At 58.2% G+C, this 14,757-nt stretch carries 14 protein-coding genes; 9 read left to right on the top strand and 5 right to left on the bottom strand.

What is annotated here, in order from left to right; all coding sequences use genetic code 11:
- The first annotated feature begins 218 nt into the window (after positions 1 to 218).
- Complete coding sequence (locus AFK24_RS05860) at positions 219 to 1,115, top strand: serine hydrolase domain-containing protein (protein ID WP_065832337.1); 897 nt, start codon at positions 219 to 221, stop codon at positions 1,113 to 1,115.
- 67 nt (positions 1,116 to 1,182) lie between these two features.
- Here AFK24_RS05860 and AFK24_RS05855 read toward each other — a convergent pair whose 3' ends face one another.
- On the bottom strand, positions 1,183 to 2,190 hold the full coding sequence (locus AFK24_RS05855; protein ID WP_065832336.1) for an NAD(P)-dependent oxidoreductase: 1,008 nt from the start codon (positions 2,188 to 2,190) through the stop codon (positions 1,183 to 1,185).
- Between the two features lie 114 nt (positions 2,191 to 2,304).
- Here AFK24_RS05855 and AFK24_RS05850 point away from each other — a divergent pair, with 114 nt between their 5' ends.
- Entirely contained in the window at positions 2,305 to 2,919 is a 615-nt protein-coding gene (locus AFK24_RS05850; RefSeq protein ID WP_170826292.1) for a TetR/AcrR family transcriptional regulator, read from the top strand.
- Positions 2,920 to 3,219: 300 nt separating this feature from the next.
- Here the strand turns inward: AFK24_RS05850 and AFK24_RS05845 are convergent, their stop codons facing one another.
- The gene (locus AFK24_RS05845) at positions 3,220 to 3,696 is read right to left on the bottom strand and encodes a cupin domain-containing protein (protein ID WP_065832335.1); all 477 of its coding nucleotides are present in this window, start codon (positions 3,694 to 3,696) and stop codon (positions 3,220 to 3,222) included.
- Between the two features lie 304 nt (positions 3,697 to 4,000).
- Here AFK24_RS05845 and AFK24_RS05840 point away from each other — a divergent pair, with 304 nt between their 5' ends.
- Positions 4,001 to 6,175, top strand: a complete 2,175-nt coding sequence (locus AFK24_RS05840; protein ID WP_065832334.1) for a TonB-dependent siderophore receptor — start codon at positions 4,001 to 4,003, stop codon at positions 6,173 to 6,175.
- 116 nt (positions 6,176 to 6,291) lie between these two features.
- Here AFK24_RS05840 and AFK24_RS05835 read toward each other — a convergent pair whose 3' ends face one another.
- Both AFK24_RS05835 and AFK24_RS05830 read right to left on the bottom strand, forming a co-directional pair.
- On the bottom strand, positions 6,292 to 7,656 hold the full coding sequence (locus tag AFK24_RS05835; protein ID WP_065832333.1) for a dicarboxylate/amino acid:cation symporter: 1,365 nt from the start codon (positions 7,654 to 7,656) through the stop codon (positions 6,292 to 6,294).
- Positions 7,657 to 7,778: 122 nt separating this feature from the next.
- Positions 7,779 to 8,834 (bottom strand): tartrate dehydrogenase, encoded by a 1,056-nt coding sequence (locus tag AFK24_RS05830; protein WP_065832332.1) that lies wholly within the window; start codon positions 8,832 to 8,834, stop codon positions 7,779 to 7,781.
- Between the two features lie 136 nt (positions 8,835 to 8,970).
- On the opposite strand from AFK24_RS05830, the gene AFK24_RS05825 reads away from it, so the two are divergent.
- Together AFK24_RS05825 and AFK24_RS05820 are read left to right on the top strand one after the other, a co-directional pair.
- On the top strand, positions 8,971 to 9,915 hold the full coding sequence (locus AFK24_RS05825; RefSeq protein WP_065832331.1) for a LysR family transcriptional regulator: 945 nt from the start codon (positions 8,971 to 8,973) through the stop codon (positions 9,913 to 9,915).
- Positions 9,916 to 9,978: 63 nt separating this feature from the next.
- Entirely contained in the window at positions 9,979 to 10,524 is a 546-nt protein-coding gene (locus AFK24_RS05820; protein ID WP_065832330.1) for an NMCC_0638 family (lipo)protein, read from the top strand.
- Between the two features lie 44 nt (positions 10,525 to 10,568).
- Here the strand turns inward: AFK24_RS05820 and AFK24_RS05815 are convergent, their stop codons facing one another.
- A complete protein-coding gene (locus AFK24_RS05815) occupies positions 10,569 to 11,405 on the bottom strand; it encodes a LysR family transcriptional regulator (RefSeq protein ID WP_065832329.1) in 837 nt (278 codons plus the stop codon).
- A 111-nt stretch (positions 11,406 to 11,516) separates the two neighbouring features.
- Here AFK24_RS05815 and AFK24_RS05810 point away from each other — a divergent pair, with 111 nt between their 5' ends.
- From AFK24_RS05810 to AFK24_RS05795, 4 genes are all read left to right on the top strand, one after another.
- Positions 11,517 to 12,221: a haloacid dehalogenase type II gene (locus tag AFK24_RS05810; protein ID WP_065832328.1), complete on the top strand. Its 705-nt coding sequence runs from the start codon at positions 11,517 to 11,519 to the stop codon at positions 12,219 to 12,221.
- A 7-nt stretch (positions 12,222 to 12,228) separates the two neighbouring features.
- A complete protein-coding gene (locus AFK24_RS05805) occupies positions 12,229 to 13,017 on the top strand; it encodes an aldolase (RefSeq protein ID WP_065832327.1) in 789 nt (262 codons plus the stop codon).
- Positions 13,018 to 13,259: 242 nt separating this feature from the next.
- Positions 13,260 to 13,766 carry a peptide-methionine (S)-S-oxide reductase MsrA gene (msrA, locus tag AFK24_RS05800; protein WP_065832326.1) on the top strand — a complete coding sequence of 169 codons (507 nt, stop codon included), beginning with the start codon at positions 13,260 to 13,262 and terminating at the stop codon, positions 13,764 to 13,766.
- A gap of 66 nt (positions 13,767 to 13,832) precedes the next feature.
- Positions 13,833 to 14,726, top strand: a complete 894-nt coding sequence (locus AFK24_RS05795; RefSeq protein ID WP_065832325.1) for a LysR family transcriptional regulator — start codon at positions 13,833 to 13,835, stop codon at positions 14,724 to 14,726.
- Positions 14,727 to 14,757: the final 31 nt, after the last annotated feature.

The following is a 14,757-nucleotide window of genomic DNA, read 5'->3' as shown; positions in this document are numbered from 1 at the left end:
ACACCCAAGCAAATGGTTTGAGAGAGTAACGACCATAAACGCGGTTCCCAGGACCGGTAAGCAGGCCGTCTGAAAAAACCGACTTTTTCAACAGAATCAGCCAATAGCAGTTGTTCAGGATTGTACAAACGCCTCAACGTGACTTTGCACTCTCTCGGAAAAGAGTAAATGGGATATCTTGCCGAGCTGTCGATCCGTTCAACACTCCAGGGAATTCAATGCTAAGTTCACTCGTATCAAATGGTCAGTCACTCACGACTGACCGATCAGAACCGATGGTGCCATGGTGGAGCTTTACCAAGACAGTCCTGGCCGTGACCGCCCTGTCACTGGTGCGTGATGGGCGTATCGGATTGGACGGCCCGATTTCTGGTCATCCTTTCACGTTGCGCCAGCTCCTGCGGCATGAGGCAGGTCTCGGCGATTATGGCGAACTGGCGGAGTATCACGCCGCCGTTGCTGACAATGAGTCAGCCTGGTCGGAAAGTGAAATGATGCAACGCCTTGATGGTGCTCGGCTTCGATACAGCCCCGGAACCCGTTGGCGCTACTCCAATGTGGGCTACTTGCTCATTGGGAGGCTTATTGAAAGGTTGACTGATCTGACGCTTGAAGAGGCGGTCACTCAACGTGCGCTGACGCCTTTGGGCCTGTCGAGCGTTTGCTTCGCCAAGACGCGAGCAGACTTACAACAGACCCTCCTGGGAAATACATCGACTTATGATCCCGCCTGGGTCTATCACGGCTTGCTGATCGGTCCGGTTTCACAAGCCGCGCTATTCCTGGATCGACTGCTCTGCGCAGACCTTCTCCCCACGGGTTTGCTCCAGGAAATGCAGACAGCACGAACATTGGGTGGCCCGATTCCCGGACGCCCATGGATTACCCCTGGATATGGCCTTGGTGTGATGCAAGGTTTGATTGACGGCGGCTTGTCCCTATGCGGACACACAGGCTGCGGGCCGGGCAGTGTCATTGCCGTATACCGTGCCTGCGACGGCGACGCATCGGCTTGTTGCGCTGCTTTTGAGCCGGGCGCCAGTGAAGGCGCCGTCGAAGCCTTCGTTGTTCGGCAACTGAAACAGGCTTTGCGACAGGAGGCTTTGGACGCCTGAGTCCTTTCAGCGCCAGCCTCCTGATTGGTCAACCGCCGCGAGTACAATTGCCGTATTCCTCGCAGCATCATTGCACCTGCAACTCGCGCAACTCACCACCCTCTTGCTCCAGGCGCTTCAGATACGCGGCGGCGTCCAACAGTTGATAAGGAAAGTAGAGGCCTGGCGGGGTTGGCGGTTGACCGTCCAGCCCGAGCAGTCGCTCCAGGATCATTGCCACGCTGAGGCCGGTCAGCGGTGCAGCGCCCGCGGGGTGGACAACGGCATGACGTGTGCGCAGCGGTTCACCCCTCAGGTCTTCGCCCGCGAGTTCGATGATGATCTCGGTCGACATCGGCCTACCCTGGCGGCGAGTCGAGCTCACCCCGATGGCCATGTTGAACTGGACATTGGGCGCCCCCGTCGCGGCCGCCAGACCAACGACGTCGATGGACGAGAAGCCCGAGGCTTCGATTTCCGTACCGTCCACCGCGCGGAAGCTGACCTTGGAATCCTCGCCTTCGCGCCAGACGTACATACCAGCGCGCCGTGTCAGCGCAGCGGGCAGCATTTTGTTCAGGTGCTCGAAATCAGTGGCTACAGTCGGGCCTCCGGTGTCTTGCTCGTCGACCAGCGCGTTGATGCTGATGTTGTTTACCCGACCGAATGCCCTGGCAACCTTCAGCGTCGACACGGTCGTCGCGCCTACCATCCATTCGTAACCGAGGACGATGGGCGCCGCGTCAGGGGTGTGCATGTAGGTCGCGATTTCCGGCGCGATCTCGAAAACGCCAGAAGAGATGCTGAGGTGCGGTACACCGCGCTTTTGCGCGTAACGCAGTCCGGCAAGGGCGTGGTCCATGTAAAAGACCACGACGCCGCTGACCTGGCGATCGCCAAGGCCCAGGTCGTCTGCGGCGGGATCGATCACCACGCCCTGCGCTCCACCCATTTGCTCTGCGGCCCGCTGAGCCTTGGCAAGGTCGCGGCCGCCGATCAGCAGTGGGACGTCGGGATGGGCTGCGCGCAACGCCCGGGCAGTGTGCTGGCCAATGGCGCCAGAACCGCCCATTAACAGGATAGGATTTAGTGACATTGTGTGTTCTCCTTGGTTTTTCCGGCTACAACCTACTATTGGTAGGCACACTAGCACGAGCCTCGCGCCTCGCAACCTACCATTGGTAGGTTTTATTATTCTGGAACCGATAACGTGCAAGAAGACATTGAGAACCCCGCCACTCATTCATCTACGCGCCGGCTTTCGAAAGCCGATCGGCGGCGTCAGTTGCTGGATACCGCATTACTGATCGTGCGCGAGGAGGACGCGGACCGCTTGACCCTGGGCCATTTGGCCGTCCGCGCAGGCGTGTCCAAACCGGTGGTCTACGATCATTTCGGCACTCGATCGGGCCTGTTGATCGAGCTCTACAAATGGATTGATACCGAGCGCGTCAACGCTTTCCGTGACGCAATGTCCAGGACCACACGGAGTGTGGAGGAGACTGCCTTGGTCCTGGCCAGCGCCTACATTCAGTGCGCGGCAGACAGCACCGACGAATTCTATGCGGTAGGCGCGGCCCTGGCAGGCAGTACCGAGAAGGCGGCAGTTTTTCAGGAGTTACTGGATAACTGCGTGCAGATGTTCGTGACCGTGCTTAAACCTCACACTGCCTTGTCGGCGGCCGAACTGGAGCGACGCTGTACCGGTCTGGTCGGCGCGGGAGAAGCGCTTTCGGGCGCGTTGGTACGGGGGCGGCATGGCATGGATGAGGTGACAGACGCTTTCGCTTCGCTGATCCGGGGCGCTTTACAGAGTGCTGACTAAGGCTGGCGCGCTCAAGGCAATGTTCATGGGAGCGGTGGTGATTGCGTCGAGGGAACCAACCAAAGTGAATCCAATGATCGGCTGTGTATCACAGTGTGTCTGAACAGGCTCCCGATACATGGGCTGGAATCAGACCTGCTCCTGGACACAGACCAGATACGTGATCGCGCTCAAATGCAGGCAAGGTTTGAAGGGGGTTCAGCCAGAACCCTTGGCCGATGGCTTGCAACGGGTACATCCGTATGAAGATGGCACTGCAGAGCAACAAAACCAACCAAACTCGGCGCCAGCGGGTGCGGCCTATTTCTGCAGGTTAACCAGCGGTTCGCCTTTCTTGACGATGTAGGTCGCCAGTTCCGAGCCGGTAGTCTTGCCAATGTTCGTCGCGATGTGCGCCGTACCTTCCGGAATGTACAAGGAGTCCCCCGATTTCAGCGTCACAGCCGGTTGCCCTTCGAGTTGATACTCAAAGGTGCCGCTGATGACGTAAGCCACTTCCACGCCTGGGTGAGAATGCTTGGGCGCTGCAACACCCGGTTCGAAGTCGACACGAACCTGGATAACCTCGCGGTCGGCAACACCCAGATCACGCTTCACCAGATCCGTGCGATGAAGCCCTGTCTGCCAGCTTTTCGCTGCTGACGTTGCGTGTGCAACTTCGGCGCTAGCCTTCACCTCTTGAGCATGCGCCATCCCCGCAAATGCAGAGAGGGACACGGCGGCGACCAAGGCAGCACCCATCATGCCGACAGTTTTGCGGGTGTTAAAACGAGCCATTGAATTTCTCCGATCAGGGCACTGGAAAGTGCCGAATATGGTTCCGCTCGTGCGGTTTAACCATTTCGGGGCAATGGTGTATCTGGTACATGTCAGGCTGATCGGAGTTTTGTATGCGCAGTTGGCTGACGCCAGGAGGGATACGTGGGGATACAAACCCTGCGAGGGATGGCCGCCCTGCACCTCTCTACCTGATTAAATTTTTGTTCATTAAGCGCTTTGTCGCTGTAACAATTCCTGACACAATAATACGAATGATTATCACAAGCATTAAATCTCTTCGTTAATGAGTCAGGAAGCTTTTATGTCGCGCCTTATCTCGCAGCGCTGTTTCAGTCCGTCCCGCAATCTCTTGGCCATGGCCGTCTGTATGGCAACACTGACGCCGGCCCTGGCCGATGACAGTAGCGAGGCGCAGGAGAAATCCACGGCGACTACCGTCGAACTGGGCGCGACCGCGATCACCAATACCCAACTGGGCAGCACCACCGAAGGCACCGATTCCTACACCACGGGTGCAATGTCCACGGCGACCAAGCTGCCGCTGACCCTGCGGGAAACACCCCAGGCCGTCACTGTGATCACCCGTCAGCGCATGGACGACCAGGCCATGACCAGCATCAACGATGTGGTCCGGGCCACGCCTGGATTGTACCTCGACTTTTCCAACGGCCCCGGCCGGCAGGCCTACTCGGCGCGAGGTTTCAACATTGACAACCTCATGTACGACGGCATCCCCAGCGGCTACAACGGCGTGACGGTCGGCGCTCAGCCCAACCTGGCGATGTTCGACCGGGTCGAGATCGTGCGCGGCGCCACTGGGCTGGTGACGGGTGCAGGTAACCCTTCAGCGGCCATCAACCTGGTACGCAAGCGGCCGCTGGCCGAACAGAAGGTCACCCTCACCGGCGCCGCTGGTAGCTGGGACGATTATCGCGGCGAGCTCGATGCCTCCAGCCCGCTCAACGACAGCGGCACGTTGCGCGGCCGGGTGGTGACATCCTACCGCGACGCAAACAGTTTCATTGATGGCGTGAATGAGGACCACGGCCTGTTCTACGCCGTCACCGAAGCAGATCTGAGCGAAGACACTTCCCTGACCCTGGGCTTCTCTCACCAGAAGGACAAGACCAACTACTTCTGGGGGGCCTCGATGATCGGCCTCGATGGTCATCACCTGGACCTGCCGCGTTCGTACAACCCCGGTACCGACTGGGAAAACAAGGACCAGGAAATCAATACGGTATTCGCCGAGATCCGCCAGCGCCTGGCCAACGACTGGAAGCTGCAGGTCAACGCCAATTATTCCGAACAGAATGCGCTGTTCTCTGGTTCCTACCAGTCACGCTGGGTCAATAACGCGCTGGCCCGGACCGTCTACCAGTCAGCCCACGATGAAAATCAGGCGGGTCTGGACGCCTTTGTCAGTGGGCCGTTCGAAGCCTTGGGGCGGACCCACGAACTGGTGGTGGGTGCCAGCAAGCGCATCTACGACATGACCTCACACGACTACAGCCCATATGACCTCAACTGGCCGCTGAATGCCGGCAAGCCCGACTTCGTCCACTCCGGAAGCAGCCGCGAAGTCACCACCCAGGATGGGGTGTACATGACGACCCGCTTGAGCCTGGCCGACCCACTGAAACTGATCCTCGGCGGGCGCCTGGACTGGTATGACTACGATAACCGCGATGGTGACGGCGACTACAAGGTCACCCGCAACGTCACCCGCTACGCCGGTTTGATCTACGAGCTGGACGATCATCATTCGGTATACGTCAGCTATAGCGACATCTTTACCCCGCAGACGGCGAAGAACACCTCCGCTACCCCAGTCAAGCCAATCGTGGGCAAGAACTATGAAATCGGCATCAAGGGCGAATACTTCGACGGTGCGCTGAATGCAAGTCTGGCGGTGTTCCGCGTCGACCAGGAAAACCGCGCGGTGCAGGTGTTCGTACCGAACTGCCCGCAAGAAAGCTGCTATGAGGCCTCAGGCGAGATCCGCAGCCAGGGCGTCGACATCGAGCTACAAGGCGCGCTGACCGAGAACTGGCAGATTGGCGGTGGCTACACCTACGCTCGCGCGCACACCACCAAGGATGACGCCAACCCCGAGAAAGTGAACCAGCGCTTCGACACCGACATACCGGAGCACATGTTCAAGCTGTCCAGCACCTACCGCTTCCAGGGTCCGCTGAAAGACCTGCGCGTTGGTGGCAATATCAACTGGCAGAGCCGCTTGTACAACGACATCGACCTGGCCGACGGCAGCAGTCATCGTCTGGAACAGGGCGCGTACGCCATCACCGACCTGATGGCCGGCTATCGGGTCAATCAGCACGTGGACCTGCAGCTCAATGCCAACAACATCTTCGACCGCAAGTACTACTCGGCCATCGCCAACTCCGTAAGCTATGGCGGCGACAGCTATGGCAACCCCCGTAACCTGATGTTGACCGCCAGATACAGCTTCTAGGTTGCCTCCGCGCAAGGACGCGCGGGACACTCGATCCGCTGGTTCGCACGGTGTTTAGCCCGCACGAAAAGGCCGTCAGCTCAAGATAACGCCTACGGCCAATTGTGATGGCTTTTTCAAGCGCGGCTGGCCGAAACCTTCAAACCGGACACCGGCCCCACTATTTCTGTGGTTGCGGCATAGGATGCCCCGGCAGTGTCAGGGACAGCTACAGTGCCTTCGGCAGGTTCAGGCTCACCGTTCAGCGCGCGGTTCATCTTGTCTTTATCCAGGGCACCTACCCATTTGGCAATAGCCATCGTACCGACGCCGTTACCGATGGTGTTGGTGATGGCGCGGGCTTCCGACATGAATCGGTCCACACCCAGCAGTAACACCATCCCGGCCACGGGGATCGTCCCCAAAGACGCCAGCGTGGCAGCGAGAATGATGAAACCCGACCCCGTCACGCCCGCCGAGCCTTTTGAGGTGAACATCAGCACGGCCAGCACGATCAATTGATCCGTGAGGGTCAAGGGTGTATTGGTTGCCTGGGCAATGAAAATCGCGGCGATGGTGTAGTAGATGGCTTGGCCGTCCGGATTGAAGGTCAAACCGGAGGGAATAATCATCCCGGCAACCGGCTTGGAGACACCGGCTTTTTCCATCTTCGAGATCATCTGCGGCAGCACCGATTCGGACGAACTGGTGCCCAGCACCGTAAACAGTTCTTCCTTGATGAAGCGCAAGAATTTCCACAAGCTGAAACCGCTGTAACGGCAGATTGGCCCCAGGACGAAAACCACGAACACCGCGCAGGTGAGGTAGACGCAGGCCATCAGTTTGCCGAGGGAGAACAGTGAGCCAAAACCATACTTGCCGATGGTGAACGCAATCGCACCAAAGGCACCAATCGGGGCCAGGCGCATCACCATGTTGACGATCCTGAACATGCCCTGCATGAGACTGTCCAGCGTGTCGACAAAGACTTTTCCCCGCGGCCCGACCTGGGCCAGCGCAACGCCAAGCAAGATCGAAAACAGCAGGATTTGCAGCACGTTGCCCTTAGCGAAGGCGTCCACAATGGTGTCGGGAATGATGTTCATGATGAAGTCCATGAACGATGCGTGCTTGGCTGCGGTGGTGTAAGTCGCAAGGCTGGAGGTATCGAGACTTGCGATGTCGACGTTCATGCCAACACCTGGCTTGAACACGTTCACGACCACCAGCCCGACCACTAACGCCAGCGTCGACACCACTTCGAAATATATCAGCGCGCGAAAGCCGACACGCCCCAACTCTTTCATGCTTTCCATCTTGGCGATGCCGGTGACCACGGTGAGGAAAATCACCGGCGCCAGAAGCATTTTGATCAGTTTGATGAAGGCGTCGCCCAACGGCTTGAGTGCGGTGCCGGTCTCCGGCACCAACACGCCGATAATGGCGCCGAGGATGACGGCCAGCAAAACCTGTACGTAGAGCTTTGCAAAAATTCTTTTCATGACGGGGCCCTGATTTTTTATTGTTGTCAGGAAATGCCCAGGGGCCGGATCGTTGATCGTCCCCCAGGCGTAGTGCCGCAGCAGTGTTTGAATCAGCAGAACTAGATGCAGTCGCGCTCGCCTCAGCGGTTGATCAGCGCGATGACCGCGTCGGTAATCTCACGCGTGGTCGCAGTGCCGCCAAGATCGGGCGTGTGCAAACCGCTTTCAGTCACCGCTTCGATAGCCGACATCAAATGCTTGGCCGCGGCGGGCTCACCAAGGTGCTCAAGCATCATGGCAGCGGTCCAGAACGTCGCAATGGGGTTGGCGACGCCTTTGCCGGTGATGTCGAAGGCTGAGCCGTGAATCGGCTCGAACATCGACGGGAATTGGCGTGACGGGTTTAGGTTGGCGGTGGGTGCGATGCCCAGGCTGCCCGACAACGCGGCCGCAAGGTCGGACAATATGTCGGCGTGCAGATTCGTGGCGACGATCACGTCCAGGGTCGATGGCTTGAGCACCATGCGCGTGGTCACGGCATCGACCAGTTCCTTGTCGATTTTCACGTCCGGAAAGTCCTTGGCGACCTCGTAGAAAATCTCGTCCCACAGCACCATGCCATGACGCTGCGCGTTGGATTTGGTGACCATGGTCAGATGTTTACGCGGCCGGCTGCGGGCCAATTCAAATGCAAAGCGATGAATACGCTCAACCCCTGTGCGGGTGAAGATCGACACCTCGGTCGCGACCTCTTCCGGCAGGCCGCGGTGGACGCGACCGCCATTGCCGGAGTATTCACCTTCGGAGTTTTCACGCACCACTACCCAATCGATCTGGTCGCCATTGTGCAGCGGGCTTTTCACACCCGGTAGCACTCGGGCGGGCCGCACGTTGGCGTACTGATCAAAACCCTGGCAAATCGGCAGCCGCAGGCCCCAGAGGGAAATATGATCAGGGACGTTCAAGGCACCGACCGCGCCGAAGAAGATGGCGTCGAATGTCTTGAGTTCTTCCAGGCCACCTTCAGGAATGTAGTAGCCGTTTTTCAGGTAGTTATCGGAATTCCAGTCGAAGTCTTTGAACGCGAGATCAAAGCCGGATTTTTTCGAAAGGGCCTTGAGTACTTCCACACCGGCAGCGATTACCTCTACGCCAATACCGTCACCTGGAACCGCTGCAATTTTGTATGCGCTCATCGTCAGTACCTTCCCGCTCAGTTTTTATTTTGTCCGTCGAACAGGGCTGTCCAATCGGGGTGTGAGCGGAGTATATGTATTGCCCATAACGGTGTGAGTTACTCAAAATCACTACATCCATAACTTTGAGTTACGAATGAGCCAGACGCTGGATTTGTCTTTTTTCTACCTGCTGGCCAATCAGGGCAGCCTGGCGGCGACCGCTCGCGAGCTTGGCGTGACACCACCCGCCGTGAGCAAACGCCTGACAGCGCTGGAGGCGCGCCTTGGCATTCGTCTGGTAAATCGCACAACCCGGTCGATGAGTCTGACGGCAGAAGGCGAGCTGTACTTTTCCCATGCTGCGCGGATCCTGACCCAGATCGATGAGGTCGAGCAGCTGGTAAGCAGCAGCCGCGCAACGCCCAAAGGGTTGATTCGGGTCAATGCGTCACTCGGCTTCGGTCGCCGCTACATCGGCCCCGCGCTGGCCGCGTTCTTTTCGCGCTACCCGGAGGTGGAAATCCAGCTGGAAATCAGTGATCACCCGCTGGACCTCGCAACCCATGGCTTCGACCTGGGCATTCGCTTCGGTACATTGCCGGACGCGGCTTTTCATGCGCGCAAGATTGCCTCCAACCGACGTTTGCTGTGCGCCTCCCCGCTCTATCTGGATAAGCACGGTGTGCCCAAGCGCCTGGCAGACCTGCAGCAACACAACTGCATTTTCCTCAGGCAAAACGAAACGCCCTATGGCGTTTGGAGTTTCACCAGCGGCAGTCGCACGCAGAACATCAAAGTCCGTGGCGCGCTGGGCTGCAACGATGGTGAAGTGGCCCTGAACTGGGCGCTGGAAGGCTATGGCATTTTGCTCAGGGCTGAATGGGACATTGCCCGGTACGTACGCAGTGGCCGTTTGCGCCTGGTGCTTGAAGACCAGACGCCTACCCGCGCGGACGTCTACGCGGTCTATCCCCAGCAACTGCATCTGTCCGCGCGGGTACGCAGCCTTATTGACTTCCTGGTGGAACGCTTCAGGCATATCGACAACCTGGATGACCCCGAATCGACCCCTGATGCCTACGGGTCTACAAAAATTTAACACTGGATGGCGACTTTTGGAGAACATGCTTAGCTTGATCTCTCAAGACCACGGAGCGGTTGCATGCCCAGATTTTTCCCCGCGTTACTCATTTTCTCCTTGGCGTTGAACGATTGCCTTGCCAGTGAAGGTGACGATCAAGCCAATGCGTTTGCCAAAATTTACGCCTCGCTTTGCCTGCAAAACCTTCAAAATCTTGAGGGTCTTCGGGAAAAGCTGAAGCCTATGCCTAAGCTTCCCCCTGACAAGGCAGCGCTGTTCCTGGCGGGTAATCAAGGTGACGCGTGGCCTGTTCCGGATAAATACGGGACGTTTGTGCTTGCCCTTCCTAGCGGCAAGAATTTTTGCTCCGTGCATGTCCGAAAGGCCAATACCGAAACCGCAACAAGGTTGTTCACCGCTATGGTCTCGAACGCACCCGCTCCGCTTACCGTAAAACAAGTGAAGAACGAGCAAGCGAAATCCACCACAAACGGGCAGATTCAGACTGTTGCTTACGAGTGGTCAGTTCCGAACGCGACGCGAAAGATGTTGTTTACCCTCACGACGGCCTCATCTGAATCCGCACAACTTCAAGTGCTTGGATCAGCGGCTATCATCGATCAATGAACCGCACTCACGTCTGACCAGAATCCCAGGTGCATTGAGTCCTGTTAGCCCAGCGCCTCGCGCAGGTAGCCGACCAATGCCACTTGGGCGGCATTGAGGGTTGCACCCGTGCTAAGCAACGCCATCTCGGAGGGTGGCACCGCCGGCATGTCCCGACAGATGACATGTTGCGGCAACACGGCTGAGGCAGGCAAAACGGAAATCCCCAAACCACCCGCTACCGCAGCCTGAATGCCAGTCAGGCTGTGGCTGCCAAAAGCCAATCGCCAGCGCCGCTGGATAGAGTCCAGAGCCCGAATGGCACGCTGGCGATAAATGCACCCCTGCGGGAACAGCGCCAAGGGAACCGCCTCTTGCCCCAACTCCACGCCTTTGCCCTTCACCCACACCAGCCCTTCAGGCCAACTGGCCAGGCTCGGACCTGCTCCGGGTTCACGTTTGACCAAGGCGATGTCGATGTCGCCAATGGCCAACTTATGACGCAGGTCGATGCTCATTCCGCTGATGGTCTCCAGTCGTACGCCCGGGCGAACATGGTTAAAACCGGCGAGCATCGACGTCATTCGCAACGCATCGAAATCCTCCGGCACGCCCAATCGCAGCGACTCCAGGCTGACTTCACTGAGCAGCGCTTCCTCAGCCTCCGAAGCCAATGCCAACAGACGCCGTGCATAAGGCAGCAGCACCGCACCGTGTTCGGTAAGGCTCAACTGGCTGCCCGCACGATCTCGCAGCAGCAATGGCTGGCCCAGCACTTCCTCAAGCTTGCGAACCTGCTGGCTGACCGTCGATTGAGTTCTGTGCACCCGCTCGGCGGCGCGCGTGAAGCTGCCTTCATCGATCACACAGACAAGGGTTTTCAGCAGTTCAAGATCCAGCATGGCTTTACTGACTCATTTGTAATTCAACTATCAAATGGATAGTAATTTAATTTCAAAATATGAAACAGGTTTTCTATGCTGGGCTCACTTGCTCATTACAGGAATGTCGTCATGCCTCTGACCGTTACGCCTCGCCCCGAATGGCTCACCTTCGATTGCTACGGAACGTTAATCCAGTGGGATGAAGGTCTTATTGCTGCGGTAAGGAACATCCTGCGTGACAAACAGGTTGGCGAAGTCGCCCCCAAACAGTTGATCCGTCTCTATGATCGTCATGAACACGCTCTGGAGCAGACTCCACCTTTCAGGTCCTTTCGCGAGCTGAGCGGGTTGAGCCTGGGCATGGCCTTCGATGACCTGGGGCTTTCGTGCAGCGCCCCGGACCGCGAATATCTGACCTCAGGCATATCCCGCATGCCACCGTTTCCTGAAGTCGTGGCGACGCTGGCCCGCTTGAAGGCCGCCGGTTACAAGCTGTGCATCGTTTCCAACACCGACGATGACATTATCGCGGGCAATGTCGCCCAGCTTGGCGGCCATATAGATCGTGTCATCACCGCCCAGCAGGCAGGTGCCTATAAGCCGGACCGCCGCCTGTTTGACTACGCTCATCGGGAACTTGGGGTAACCCTTGATCAAGTCCTGCACATTTGTGCCAGCCCGCAGCTGGATCATCCGGTGGCGCGGGACATGGGTTTTCGCTGTGTCTGGGTCGACCGTGGCACCGGTCGCCAACTGCTGCCGGATTATCAGCCCGATGCGACAGTCCAGACACTCGATCAAATCCCCTCGCTGCTATCCTCTTTTGTCAGGTAAAAGACCCATGGCCCATATCCTGCCCCACCGTCCCACACTTGCCCACGCGACGCGCATCGACCTGGATTCACCAGCGGTTATCCAGGCGCGCCAGGAACTGGCGGCGTGCTTTCAGCTCGCGGCGCAGAATGGCCTGGAGGAAGGCATCTGCAACCACTTTTCCGCAATGGTGCCGGGTCATGAGCAACTGTTTTTCGTCAATCCCTATGGCTATGCATTCTCGGAAATCACCGCCTCACGACTGCTGGTCTGCGACCTGGCGGGCAATGTCATTGACGGTGATGGCGTGCCCGAGGCCACGGCGTTCTATATCCATGCCCGCCTGCATCTGCAACACCCCCGGCTCAAAGCGGCGTTCCACACCCACATGCCCTATGCCACCGCGCTTTGCCTGCTGCAAGGGCCGCCTCTGCTGTGGCTCGGTCAGACTGCGCTGAAGTTCTATGGCCGCACGGCAGTCGACGAACACTACAACGGCCTGGCCCTGGACGATTCCGAAGGTGATCGCATCGCCCGGGTTCTGGGAGACGCCGATATTCTGATCCTGAAAAATCACGGCGTAATGGTCACTGGCCCCAGCATCGCCGAAGCCTGGGACGATCTTTACTACCTCGAACGCGCGGCCCAGGTGCAACTGCTGGCAATGCACAGCGGTCAGCCCCTCAAACCGGTCCCCCACGCCATCGCCCAACGGACTTACGAGCAGATGCGTATGGGCGATGCTGAAAGTGCCCGCGCTCACCTGGCCAGCGCAATGCGCCAGTTGCGCGCCAGCGGTAATCGGTTTGAAGAGTAGAACAGCGTCCCGGGCTGGACCTGAAGGCACCCGATCCGGGAACGACTAGCCAGCATCAAAGCGGTTAATGCCCCCGGCGCTGAAGGATCCGCAGGTCGCCGCATTGATGGGCATAACGCAACGACTGGACAAAGCTGATGAGATAGAAAATTCGAGGAAGATGACACCCCCTCCTTGGAATCACGCAGCGCGCCCTCATAACAACAGCTGTATCCAACATCACCCGAGGGGAAGGACAGACCATGACCAGCCAAACCGAAACCGCCATCCTCGCCGGCGGCTGCTTCTGGGGCATGCAGGACCTGCTGCGGCGTTACCCCGGCGTGCTGCACACGCGGGTCGGCTATACCGGTGGCGATGTGCCAAACGCTACTTATCGCAACCACGGAAACCACGCTGAAGCCATCGAAATCGTTTTCGATCCTGCCGTCATCAGCTACCGGCAGATCCTCGAGTTCTTCTTCCAGATTCATGACCCCAGCACGCCCAACCGTCAGGGTAACGACCGCGGCCCCAGCTATCGATCGGCGATCTATTACCTCAGCGACCAGCAACGCGACGTCGCCGAAGACACCGCCGCCGACGTCGACGCCTCTGAACTGTGGCCTGGCCGCGTGGTTACCGAAATTGAACCGGCGGGACCGTTCTGGGAAGCGGAACCGGAGCACCAGGATTACCTGGAGCGTATACCCAACGGCTACACCTGCCACTTTATCCGGCCGAACTGGAAACTGCCGAAGCGCGCCTGAGACCCCGCAGCACCATCATCAATGCGCAACGCTGCATGTTGTTCTTTTAACAACTGGTGATTGTTAATGCTTGATCGACTGACCAGCATGACGGTGTTTGTTCAGACGGCTCGCTACGGGTCCTTCGCTGCCGCAGCGGAAAAGCTTGGTATGTCGCCACAGATGGTGGCCAAACATATCGAGGCGCTTGAGCAACGGGTGGCAACCCGTTTATTGAACCGGACAACCCGCAAGCAAAGCTTGACGGTATTCGGCCGTCTTTATCTGGACCGATGCCAATCGGTCCTTGCCGAAGTGGAAGCCGCAGACTCACTGGTCCAGTCTTCACATGCGAAGCCGCAAGGTCGTCTGCGCATTAATGCCCCAGTCACTTTTGGGCGCCATGAATTAGTACCGTTAGTTACACGATTTCTTGATCGCTATCCCGAAATTGACGTGGAACTGACCTTATCGGATCGCCTGATCGATCCGGTGGAGGAAGGGTATGAAGCTGTGGTGCGCCTCGGGCCGTTGCAAAAAGATCTCGCGCTGGTAGCGAGGCCTTTGCAGCCCTATCGCCTTGTAGCCTGTGCGTCGCCAGCTTACCTGCTTGCGCACGGCACGCCGCAACTGCCTTTAGATCTCATCAACCACGAGTGTCTGGGCTTTGCCCCTTGGGTATCCGACCTCAGCCGCTATTGGCATTTCGAGCAAGATGGGCAGGTCACGGAGGTACCCGTGCGCGGGCGCCTGCATGTCAATGATTGGGAGGCTTTGCGTGCAGCTGCGCGCGATGGCTTTGGTGTCTTGATCGGCTACGAGCGTGCCCTTGCGAGCGACCTGGCATCCGGCCTCCTGGTTCGGGTACTGCCCGCTTACGAGGGACCTGTGCGCCCTATCCACTTGCTGTACGCGGCGGACCGCCAAATGACATTGAAGTTGCGCTGTTTTGTTGACCATTTGATGGAAGCGTTAGGTTGAAGAAACACTTTCGGTAGCAAGAATCGGAGCG

This window comes from Pseudomonas syringae (assembly GCF_001698815.1).
Lineage (GTDB): Bacteria > Pseudomonadota > Gammaproteobacteria > Pseudomonadales > Pseudomonadaceae > Aquipseudomonas > Aquipseudomonas syringae_A.
This window is presented reverse-complemented; position numbering and strand designations above follow the sequence as displayed.

What these genes read in the sequence shown, in the direction of transcription:
- AFK24_RS05860 (WP_065832337.1), top strand. Translation starts at nt 219, where the DNA reads ATGCTAAGTTCACTCGTATCAAATGGTCAGTCACTCACGACTGACCGA.
- AFK24_RS05855 (WP_065832336.1), bottom strand. Translation starts at nt 2,190, where the DNA reads ATGTCACTAAATCCTATCCTGTTAATGGGCGGTTCTGGCGCCATTGGC.
- AFK24_RS05845 (WP_065832335.1), bottom strand. Translation starts at nt 3,696, where the DNA reads ATGGCTCGTTTTAACACCCGCAAAACTGTCGGCATGATGGGTGCTGCC.
- AFK24_RS05840 (WP_065832334.1), top strand. Translation starts at nt 4,001, where the DNA reads ATGTCGCGCCTTATCTCGCAGCGCTGTTTCAGTCCGTCCCGCAATCTC.
- AFK24_RS05835 (WP_065832333.1), bottom strand. Translation starts at nt 7,656, where the DNA reads ATGAAAAGAATTTTTGCAAAGCTCTACGTACAGGTTTTGCTGGCCGTC.
- AFK24_RS05830 (WP_065832332.1), bottom strand. Translation starts at nt 8,834, where the DNA reads ATGAGCGCATACAAAATTGCAGCGGTTCCAGGTGACGGTATTGGCGTA.
- AFK24_RS05825 (WP_065832331.1), top strand. Translation starts at nt 8,971, where the DNA reads ATGAGCCAGACGCTGGATTTGTCTTTTTTCTACCTGCTGGCCAATCAG.
- AFK24_RS05820 (WP_065832330.1), top strand. Translation starts at nt 9,979, where the DNA reads ATGCCCAGATTTTTCCCCGCGTTACTCATTTTCTCCTTGGCGTTGAAC.
- AFK24_RS05815 (WP_065832329.1), bottom strand. Translation starts at nt 11,405, where the DNA reads ATGCTGGATCTTGAACTGCTGAAAACCCTTGTCTGTGTGATCGATGAA.
- AFK24_RS05810 (WP_065832328.1), top strand. Translation starts at nt 11,517, where the DNA reads ATGCCTCTGACCGTTACGCCTCGCCCCGAATGGCTCACCTTCGATTGC.
- AFK24_RS05805 (WP_065832327.1), top strand. Translation starts at nt 12,229, where the DNA reads ATGGCCCATATCCTGCCCCACCGTCCCACACTTGCCCACGCGACGCGC.
- msrA (WP_065832326.1), top strand. Translation starts at nt 13,260, where the DNA reads ATGACCAGCCAAACCGAAACCGCCATCCTCGCCGGCGGCTGCTTCTGG.
- AFK24_RS05795 (WP_065832325.1), top strand. Translation starts at nt 13,833, where the DNA reads ATGCTTGATCGACTGACCAGCATGACGGTGTTTGTTCAGACGGCTCGC.